At 69.8% G+C, this 10198-nt stretch carries 6 protein-coding genes; 1 reads left to right on the top strand and 5 read right to left on the bottom strand.

Translation table 11 applies throughout. The features are described from left to right. Positions 1-261: 261 nt before the first annotated feature. Positions 262-2823, bottom strand: a complete 2562-nt coding sequence (locus tag ABTW95_RS30335; RefSeq protein WP_500228098.1) for a collagenase — start codon at positions 2821-2823, stop codon at positions 262-264. 316 nt (positions 2824-3139) lie between these two features. Between ABTW95_RS30335 and ABTW95_RS30330 the strand changes: the two genes are divergently transcribed. Beyond that, positions 3140-4735 (top strand): alpha/beta hydrolase, encoded by a 1596-nt coding sequence (locus ABTW95_RS30330; RefSeq protein ID WP_500228097.1) that lies wholly within the window; start codon positions 3140-3142, stop codon positions 4733-4735. A gap of 66 nt (positions 4736-4801) precedes the next feature. Here the strand turns inward: ABTW95_RS30330 and ABTW95_RS30325 are convergent, their stop codons facing one another. The 4 genes from ABTW95_RS30325 to ABTW95_RS30310 are packed head-to-tail and all read right to left on the bottom strand — an operon-like array spanning position 4802 to position 10120. Beyond that, positions 4802-6955 carry an MGH1-like glycoside hydrolase domain-containing protein gene (locus ABTW95_RS30325; protein WP_500228096.1) on the bottom strand — a complete coding sequence of 718 codons (2154 nt, stop codon included), beginning with the start codon at positions 6953-6955 and terminating at the stop codon, positions 4802-4804. A 2-nt stretch (positions 6956-6957) separates the two neighbouring features. Further along, a complete protein-coding gene (locus ABTW95_RS30320) occupies positions 6958-8961 on the bottom strand; it encodes a beta-galactosidase (RefSeq protein WP_500228095.1) in 2004 nt (667 codons plus the stop codon). 50 nt (positions 8962-9011) lie between these two features. Next, on the bottom strand, positions 9012-9857 hold the full coding sequence (locus tag ABTW95_RS30315; protein ID WP_500228094.1) for a carbohydrate ABC transporter permease: 846 nt from the start codon (positions 9855-9857) through the stop codon (positions 9012-9014). Further along, entirely contained in the window at positions 9854-10120 is a 267-nt protein-coding gene (locus ABTW95_RS30310) for a carbohydrate ABC transporter permease (RefSeq protein ID WP_500228093.1), read from the bottom strand. The genes ABTW95_RS30315 and ABTW95_RS30310 overlap by 4 nt, the downstream gene beginning before the upstream one ends. Between the last annotated feature and the right edge of the window lie 78 nt (positions 10121-10198).

Here is a 10198-nt window from a genome sequence, read left to right as displayed (position 1 = left end):
ATGGCTGGCGTAGGAACCTCCATCCTCGGGAGACCTCGACCTCTATCCCCGGACCGACGCGCCAGCCCCCACCACACCCTCGATTGCGAAGAGCCGTCAATGGGCGCCGGGTCGCCTGCCATTTCCCGGAGTTCGGCCCGTTCGAGCTCGCCCCGCCCTCCTCCTGAGCTGAGCACGCTCGCCCCGGCTCTCCTGAGAAACGGCGCCGGGGCCGAACCATCGCGGTCCGGCCCCGGCTGTTTTCGTCGGTGCGGTGGTGGATCAGTACTGGGTCTTGACGGTCACTCCGCTGAAGGCGCCCTTCCCGTAGAGGCTGATGTAGTTGTAGCCGGCCGGCGGGTTGGAGATGGTCAGGGATTCACTGTTTCCGGCATTGGCGGAACGCTGGGTGTAGGACGTCGACGTGGCCCACGAACTGGCGTTGTAGTACAGGTCGGCGTCACCTGTCCCGCCGGAGGAGGTGATGGTGAGCGACCGAGTGCCGGACGGGACGTAGAGGTAGAGGTAGGACAGGTCTCCTTGCTGTCCTGACAGGTTGCTGCGCTGGCAGTTCTGGCCGAGCTGGCGGGTGTCGGACCCGGTGCACTCGGTCCCGCCGCCACCGCCGCCACCGGCGGACACCGAGATCTGCTGGGTGCTGGTGGCGGTGGCCCCGCCGTTGTCGGTGACCGTCAGCGAGACGCTGTAGGCGCCGTCGGCGCCGTAGGTGTGGGACGGGTTGGCGGAGGTGGAGGTGGTGCCGTCGCCGAAGTCCCAGCTGCGGGAGGCGATGGTGCCGTCGGCGTCGGTGGACTGGTCGGTGAAGTTCACCGTCAGGCCGTTGGCCGAGGCGGAGAACTTCGCGGTCGGCGCCTGGTTGCCACCGCCACCGCCACCGCCTGCGCAGGCGCCGGAGGCGCAGGCGGCCAGCCAGGTCCACCAGTCGCTGTCGTAGCGGCTGCCGATCGTGCTGGTCAGGAACGTGCGTGCGGCGTTCCAGTTGCCGGTCCGGTAGTAGCCGAGAACAGTGGCGATGTCACCGGGGTGCTTCTCGAACATGTACCGCACCGCCAGGTAGCCCCAGTAGTAGATGCGGGTCGTGTCGTGGCTGTAGGTGGTGTCCCACAGGGTGCTGAGCGCGTAGGTGTTCTTGGCGGCCTCGGCGATCGCCGAGTCGTTGGTCACCTTCCGGTAGGAGTAGGAGACGTACTCGGCGAACCCTTCGATCCACCAGATGGTCGGCGTGGTAATGCCGGCGTTGAAGTCGCCGTACATGTCGAACCGGCCGTCGAGGTAGTGCGTGTACTCGTGGTTGAGGTTCCAAATCTGGAACGTCGGGCGCACCCATTCGGCTTCGTAGGCGATGAAGCGGGGCTGGTTTCCGGCGGCGGAGGGGTTTCCTTCCAGGTACATGCCGCCGTTGTTGGTGTCGATGCCGAACATCGCGCCGGCATAGGTCTGGTAGTCGGTGCTGGAATCGAAGACGCAGACCTCGATGGTGGTGTTGTTGTCGCCTGCGACGGGCTTGTTGCCGTCCTTGACGAGGCTGTGGAAGTAGGCGTCCTGGTTGATCAGGCTGGCGCAGGTGTCCGACAGCTGGCCGGCCGTCATGTCCTGTGCGCGGATCTTGATGCTGGAACTGCACGTGTGGTTGATGGTCAGGACGTTCTGCGCGAGCCGCTGGGCGAGGTTGCAGGTGCCGTAGTAGGAGCAGTTGGCCTTGTCGTAGGAGTCGGTCATCTCGGCGATGCCGACCCACAGCGGCGCGGTCTTCCCGGTCATGCTGCTCTGCCCGAGCAGGCCCTTGGCCAGCGGCCTGACCTTGGCCTGCAGCGGCGCGTGCTGGAGGAACCGCGCCATCTCGCGTCCGGCGTTGGACGCCAGGTAGCTGCGGTCGGTGCCCAGCAGGCCCAGGTGGCCCGCGGCGAAGGAGTTGAGCGTGTCCAGGACGCTGGGGTCGGACTGCACCGCGGAGACGAACGCGGGGACCTGGTGGCCGCGGAACAGCACGGTGTAGACGTTGTTGACCGCGTTGAGCATCCACCAGGAGGCGTCGTAGGAACTGTTGTAGCCGTTCAGGAGCCGCTTGACCACGTAGATGTAGCGGGCGTTCTCCTGGGCGCTGTCGATCAGCGTGACGGCCTCGGCGAGGACCTCGCCGTTCGCGTCACTGACCGTCGAGGACTTGGAGTTGCCGAAGTAGGCGTCCAGACCGGACTGGATCGCGGTCTTCAGCGACTGCCCGTAGGTGCCCACGGTCGACGGGTTGTACCACTGGACGTAGTACCCGGCGCGTAGGTACAGCACGAGCTGGGCCGTGCTGGTGCTGTTGTCGCCGGGGTAGTAGACGGCGTTGTCGCGGAGTGCGTAGGCGATGCTCACCATCTGCGACTCGCGGAACGCGTAGTAGGCGTCCCCGCCGGTCAGGCCGAACAGCGAGTTGATGCAGTCGGTCGTCGACGCCTTGACCTGCTGGACCAGCGCGCTTCCGGACCGGCTGGTGAAGTCACTGGGGCTGCACGTGGCGGCCGCCTTGGCCGTGGCCTTCGGCGCGTTCTTCTGCGCCTTGGCCGCGCTCTTCATGGACGGCCGCTGATGCTCGGCCGACTTCTTGGGTTGTTCGGGGCTGCTCTTCAGCGCGTCCTTCTCCGCCGACAGCGGCGGCCGGTCCTTGGCCGGGAGCGGGGACTTCTGGACGTGCGGCGCCTGATCGTCGCGAGTACTGACCGGGGGCGGTTTCGGGGCGGCGTTCGCGGGACTCGCGGGGGAGACCAGGAAGCCGATCCCCAGCAGGAGTGCGGCCGACGCCTGCAGGCATCTGACAGATCTGCGTTTGCTTCTCACGGGGGGTTTCCTTCGGAGGCGTTCCCATGGGAACGAACCGGATCGGGGGGCTCCGGGGTCCAACGCCCGGAAGGGGTGGGGGAAGCGTGCACCCGCAGTGTGCGAGCCGGATCCGCGCCGTGGTCATACACGGCCCCATCGATCTCGGTTATGGATCGCCCGAGCGCCCGGATTCACGTCATGTACCAGATAGGCATCCGCTCAAGTGGCGGGCACTTTTCCGGTGCCGGTTATCCGCCCGTTGCCGAATGCGGACAGCCCCAAAATACGACTGCAATTGTACACTGCAATTTCACTCTCAACCCAGGAGGCACCGGTGAAACAGCCGAGACCCAGACGCCGGGGCGCGGTGGTCATCACGGGCGGAGCCATGCTGGCCGCCGCGGCGCTGACCGTCCCGCCGCCGGCCGCAGCCGCGCAGAAATCCCCCCAGCAGGCCCCTCAGAAGGCCACCCAGTGGCGCTCGTGCGGCGACACCGAACACCCCACCCTGCAGTGCGCGATGCTGGAGGTCCCCCTCGACCACACCCGCCCAGACGGGCGCACGGTCAAGATCGCGGTGAACCGGCTGCCGGCCACGGCGCCCGAGGGCGAGCGGCAGGGCCCGATCCTGCTCAACCCCGGCGGACCCGGGATCAGCGGTCTGTGGATGGCCACCTGGATCCCCGACCAGTTGCCGCCCGACGTGGCCGCCGCCTACGACTGGGTAGGCTTCGACCTGCGCGGCTCCCAGCACAGCGACCCGCACATGTCCTGCGACCCGCACTACTTCGACGGCCCCCGCCCCGACTACCAGCCCAGCCAGGGCACCACCCGGACCTGGCTCAGGAAGGCCGCCGGCTACGTCGCCAAATGCACCGCCAAGTACTCCTGGCTGCTGCCGCACCTGGCGACCGTCGACCACGTCCGCGACATGGAGTCCATCCGCCGGGCCCTCGGCGCCGACAAGATCAGCTTCTTCGGCTGGTCCTATGGGACCACGCTCGGCTCGACCTACGCCCAGCTGTACCCCCGCCACGTCCGCCGCCTGGTCCTGGACAGCATCGTCGGCCCATCGGTCTCCTGGTACGACCACAACATCCGCCAAGACCTCCAGCACGAGAAGCGGTTCACGGCCTTCACCCAGTGGGTCGCCAAGGCCGACGACGTCTACCACCTGGGCACCGATCCCGACGAGATCGCCGACAAGTGGTACGCCATGCGCGCCGATCTCCGCGAACACCCCGTCGGCCGCATCGGCCCCGACGAGTTCGACGACACCCAGGTCGCCGGCGGCTACAACGCGCTGCGCTGGCCGCGCCTGGCGACCGTCCTGTCCGCCTACACCAACTCGCGCGACACCGCCCCACTGGTCACCGCCTACGAGCGCTACGCCGCACCCGACCCGTCCGACGACTCGTTCGACCTGTACAACGCCGTCATGTGCAGCGACAGCAAATGGCCCCGCGACTTCCGGTACTGGCGCAAAGACCAGGCCGAGGTCAACGAGAAGGCCCCCTTCTACACCTACAACAACATGTGGTTCAACGCCGGCTGCCTGTTCTGGCCGGTCAAGGCGGGACACCGAACCAAGATCACCGGAAAGGGCCTGCCGCCCGCCCTGCTGTTCCAGGCCACCGACGACCCGGCCACCCCGTACGAGGGCGGCCTGGAAATGGCCCGCGCACTCCCCTCCGCCCGCCTGGTCGTCGAACGCGGCGGCGGAAGCCACGCCATCACCTTCGCCGGCAACACATGCCTGGATGACATCCTGATCGACTACCTCCGCACCGGAAAGGTCCCCGCCGACCGCGGCCTCGTCGACCGCACCTGCGAAAAGAACCCCGACCCGGCCCCCGTCTGGGTCGCACCGGCACCGGCCACCGCACTCCGCACGCCGGCGACCGCCGTCCCGCGCCAGTTCGCCACGTGACCCGGTGACTCGGCTGGGGCCTGCCGGGTACACGGCAGGCCCCACCGGGCGTCGGGTCCGTCAGGGTCAGTCCAAGGCCAGGAGCAGTGCCGCGGACCAGCTGAAGTTCGTCGAGTTCAGCGGGGCTCCCGTCAGGGGGTTGTAGTTCTCCATGATCGGTGCGTCGCCGAGCAGGCCGGACGCCGAGCCGCGCAGGCGGTCGGCGAGAGTGGACGCGTCGGCGCGGTAGCCGTACCTCTGCAGGCCCTTGAGGGAGAAGTACGCCTGGTCGAGCCAGACGGGGCCGCGCCAGTACTTCTCCGGGGCGAAGTACGGCGAGCTCTTCGCCACCGTCGCGAACGGCACCGGGGTGGCGAACTCCTCCGGGTCGGTCAGTTTCCCGCGGACGGCGGCCGCCTGGTGCCGGGACGCGACGCCCGCCCACAGTGGGATGGCGCCCTCGATGCCGCGGCCCCGGGCAGTGAGGCGCCGCCCCGTCACAAGGTCGGTGTCGTAGAAGTAGCCCGTCGCCGGGTCGTACATCGCCGCGCGGATGGCGGCGGTCAGCGTCCGGGCCTGCGCGGTCAGGCGACGGAACGCCGCCCGGTCGCCGAGCCGCCGTGCGATCGCCGCCAGGTAGCCCTTCTCGGCGGCGAGGTAGGAGTTGAGGTCGACGGACTCCTGGGTCAGGGAGTAGCCGACGATCCGCCCGGCGGCGTCCCGGTTCTCGACGACGGTGGCGCCGAGCGCGGCGTCGAAGCGGGGGGCGTTGTCCATGCCGCTCTCCCACGCGGCGGCCTGCCGCCGGGCCTCCGCTGTGTCGTTGGCCGGGTCGACGGTCGCCCCGTACTCGGCGAGGCCGTCGTGGTCGTGGTCCCGGTTGCGGTACCACCAGCCGTGGTAGGCGAGCGGCTTCGGGTACATCTCGCGCAGGAACCGGACGTCGCCGCTTCGCCGGTAGGTCTCCCAGACCGCCCACGCGGCCAGCGGCGGCTTGCTGTTGCGCTCGTTCCAGTTGCCGCCGCCGCGGGCGGGGTCGTTGTAGAAGAGGCAGTCGGGGATCATGCCGGCGTCCTGCGGCCGCACCCGCGACCTCGCGGTGATCTGGTGGTCGAACATCGACCGGATCTGCGACTGGGCGAGCGCCGGGTCGAAGCGGGCCACGCCGACCGCCTGCTTCCAGGTGTCCCACGCCCAGAAGCCGCCGGTGAACCACTTGTAGGAGATGGACGGCGTGACGCCGCCGTGGTCGAGTCCGCCGGCCGGGCCGCGCCAGTTGGTGACGAGCGTTTCGAGCGCTTTGACCGCGAGCCGGCGCCGTCCGGCGGGCACGCCTTCGGTGACGGCCGCGACATATCCGCGCCAGCGGGCGTCGGTGGCGCCGGCCGCCCTGCCGGGGCGGCGGAGCAGGTCGCGGACGAGCGGGGCCTCTCGCTTGCGTTCGGCGGCGGTGAAGGTATAAGTCTCGGTCCAGTTCAGCTCGGACGAGCGGCGCGGTGCGAGGGTGATCGGGCGCACGAGGTCGGTGCGGTAGGAGTCACCGGTGACGGTGGTACGGACGGGGCCGGCGTGGGTCACCTCGAAGCGCTCCGTGCCGTCGGTGAGGTAGTCCCACTGCTCGCGGACGCGGGCGAACCCGACCGCGACGCCGCGTGCCGTGGCGTGCAGGGCCGGGGCGATCCTCATCGGTTCGTCGTCCGGGCGGAGGAGAGACCCGCTCCAGCCGACCTCCACACTGCGGAGGGCGTGCCCGGTGTTGGTGACGGAGGCGCGGACGAGCGCGCTGTGCCCGGAGGCGAAGCGCAGTTCGAGCGTGAGGCGCAATCCCGGCAGGTCGTAGACTTGGCGCAGCACCCCGGGCAGGGCGGTGAGCCGGGGCGCACCGGCGACGCCGAGGTCGAGGTCCCGGCCGTCCACGCGCAGCCGGATGCGGCTGAACGCCTTGCTCAGCCACCACGGATACTCCTGGGCGATGTAGAGCGGCCCGGTGAACCCGCCGTAGGCGTCTTCGTCGCCCACCCGCGGCAGGGCGTAGGCGTGCCAGGCGCCGCGGTCGCTGAAGACATTGATCTCGTTGACCTCCGCGGGCAGGGCGCGGGTCGGGACGCCGTGCAGATCGAGCACGTCGGCGTAGCCCTCCGGGCCGGCCTTCGGCGCGGCGGCGGACGACGCCGGCGCGGAAGTGATGACGAGGGCGGAGCCGAGCGTCAGCCCGGCCAGGGCGTTGAGCGATCGTCTCATGATCACCTTCTGGGGTGGGGGTGGGCCGTCCTGAGCACCGCCGCCCCGAGCGGGGGCAGCCGAAGCGTGTCCCGCACGGCGGTACCGGACAGGAGGTCGACGCCGTCCGGGACGGGCACGTCCGCTTCGGCGTCGCGATGGTTGAGCAGGAAGAGGTAGGACGCGCCGGGCCCGTCGCGGCGGGTGGCCTCGACACCGTCCGGGACGGCGTGCACCGGGCGGACGCCCGCGTCGGCGAACGCCTCGTCCAGCACGAGCCCGATGCCGTCGCCCAGGTGGCAGCTCACGTACCAGGCCCGGCCCGCGCCGTGCGCGTTGCGGGTGACCGCCGGGCGGCCGGCGAGCGCCCCGGGGCCGTAGACCGCCATGGTCTCCGCCCCGGCGGTCTCCAGCCACTCGCTCCACAGCGTCGCCGAGACCGTCCTGCCGCCGAAGACCACCTCGGCGGACGCGCCGTCCGGGACGGGCCAGAACTCGTCGACGACGACTCCCAGCACGTTCCGGAGCGGCGCCGGGTACCCGCCCAGATGGACGTGGTCGTGGTCGTCGACGATGCCGCTGAAGAAGCCGCAGACCAACCGGCCGCCGTCCGCGACGTACGAGCCGAGCCATTCGGCCGTCGCGCCGCCCGCCATGTAGAGGTTGGGCAGCAGCACGATCCGGTACGGCGCCAGGTCCGCGCCCCGGGGCACGAAATCGACGGCCACGTTGCGGGCGTGCGCCGCGCCGTACCAGGACAGCGTGAGGTCCTGGAGCAGGAGCCGGGACGAAGGGTGGTCCTCCTGTTCCAGCGCCCACCAGGAGTCCCAGTCCAGGAGGATCGCGACGTCGGCCGTGGTGCGCGAGCCCGCGACCTCGGCGAGGCGGCGCAGGTCGCGTCCGAGGCGCACGGTCCGGTCCCACTGCGGCGATGCGGTGCCGCGATGCGGGAGGAGGGCGCTGTGGAACTTCTCGGCCCCGGCGCGCGACGCCCGCCACTGGAAGTGGAGCACGCCGTCCGCGCCGCGCGCCACCGCCTGGAGGGACCACAGCCGGCCCAGGGCGGGCGGCTTCGGCACGTTGACCGGTCGCCAGCTCACCGCCGACGGCGCCTGCTCCATCAGCAGCCAGGGCCGTCCGGACTTCAGCGAGCGCATCAGGTCGAAGTTCATCGCGGCGTGCACATGCGCCGCCGGGTCGGCCGGATCGGGATAGGCGTCGTCGGACACGACGTCCTCGTGCACCGCCCACTTCCAGTAGTCCAGCGGCTTGAACATCGACATGAAGTTCGTGGTCACCGGGAGTCCCCCGCCGTCCTCGTCCAGGACGGCCTTCTCCGCCAGGTAGCAGCCGAGCAGGGCGTCGGAGCAGAACCGGCGCCAGTCGAGCATCTGGGTCGGGTTCACCGGTCCGGGCGCGGTGCGCGGCGGCTCGATCTCCTCCCACCGGCCGTAGCGCTGCGACCAGAAGTCGGTCGCCCAGGCGCGGTTGAGCTCCGCGATGGCGCCGTACCTCGCCCTCAGCCAGGACCGGAAGTCCGCCGCGGATGTGGCGCAGAAGCACTCGGTCACGTGGTCGCCGTACTCGTTGTGGACATGCCACAGCACGACCGCCGGGTGGGCGCGGTAGCGCTGAGCGATCATCCGGACCAGCCGCGCGGCCGCCTTCCGGTAGACGGGCGAGGACGGACAGTAGTGCTGCCGGGACCCGAACTCCAACCGGACGCCGTCCGCCGTCACGGGCAGGACCTCCGGGTGGCGGCGCACCAGCCACGCGGGAGGCGATGCGGTGGCGGTGGCCAGGTCGGCGGCGATCCCGTGCGCGGCGAGCAGGTCGAGCAGCCGGTCGAGCCACTCGAAGTCCCAGTCGTCCGGCCCCGGTTGCAGCCGCGCCCAGGAGAACACGCCGATCGTCACCAGGTTGACCCGGGCCTCGTTCATCAGCCGGACGTCCTCCGTCCAGACGTCCTCGGGCCACTGCTCGGGGTTGTAGTCGCCGCCGTAGAGCAGCCCCGCCACCCGAGTCATCCCTGTTCCGTGCGCAGGAGCCCCCCTCCCGCTCCCCTGGTTCGCTCCGCTCATCCCTTGACCGCCCCTCCAAGCAGACCGGACACGAACTGCCGCTGAAACAGGAAGAAGATCAACATCAGCGGGAGGGTCGCCAGGAAGGAGCCGAGGATCAACCCGGCGTAGTCGACGCGGGTCTGCCCGATGAGCGTGTAGAGCGCGACCGGCGCGGTGTACTTGTCCTCGGTGTTCAACATCAGCAGCGGCCACAGGAAGGCGTTCCACTGCGTCATGAAGGTGAAGATGACCAGCGCGCCGAACTGGGGGCGGACCACCGGGAGAACGACCCGGTAGAAGATGCGCAGGTCGCCCGCGCCGTCGATGCAGGCCGACTCGATCAGCTCGTCCGGGAAGCCGAGGAACGCCTGGCGCATGAGGAAGATGCCGAACGAGTTGGCCAGGAACGGCAGGATGACCGCCTGGTAGGTGTCGACCCATCCGAGGCTCGCCATCATCTGGAACAGCGGGACCAGCAGCACCTGAAACGGGATCATCATGGTCGCCAGCACGGCGCCGAGCAGCAGCCGCCGTCCCCGGAACCGGTACTTGGCCAGCGCGTACCCGCACATCGCGGAGATCAGTGAGCTCAGCACGGTGTAGACGACGGCGAGGCCAGCGCTGTTGAGCATGACCCGGCTGAAGCCGATCGTGTGCTCCAGTTCCACCAGGTTGTGCAGGAATCGTCCACCCGGCAGGAACGGCGGCGGGGACGCGAACAGCTCGGAGTCGTCGCGAGTGGAGGCGACCACCATCCAGTAGAACGGCGCAGCGCTGATCAGCGCGCCCACCAGCAGCAGGAGCAGGGCGAGTAGGCGGCCCGCGCGGGGACGGCTCCTTCCCTCGACGGCCGGGTTCACCGGGTCCTGTCCTTTCCGAAGAAGCGGAACTGGGCGTAGGAGATCAGCCCGATGACCGCGACGACGACCCAGGAGATGGCGGCCGCGTAGCCGAAGTCGAGCTGTTCGAAGCCCACCTTGTAGAGATAGAGGACGGGCGTGGTCGTGGCATTGCCCGGTCCGCCGCCGGTCAGGACGTAGTTCTCGTCGAAGAGCTGGAGCGTCCCGATCGTCGAGGTCACCGAGCAGAACAGGATGACGGGACGCAGCTGGGGCATGACCACCTGAACGAAGGTGCGGACCGGCGGCCGGGTGGGCAGGCCGGGCACCGGGGGCAGACGCTGTGCCGGGTCGCTGATCCT

This window comes from Spirillospora sp. NPDC127506 (assembly GCF_040302145.1).
GTDB lineage: Bacteria > Actinomycetota > Actinomycetes > Streptosporangiales > Streptosporangiaceae > Spirillospora.
This window is presented reverse-complemented; position numbering and strand designations above follow the sequence as displayed.

What these genes read in the sequence shown, in the direction of transcription:
- ABTW95_RS30320 (WP_500228095.1), bottom strand. Translation starts at nt 8,961, where the DNA reads ATGACTCGGGTGGCGGGGCTGCTCTACGGCGGCGACTACAACCCCGAG.
- ABTW95_RS30325 (WP_500228096.1), bottom strand. Translation starts at nt 6,955, where the DNA reads ATGAGACGATCGCTCAACGCCCTGGCCGGGCTGACGCTCGGCTCCGCC.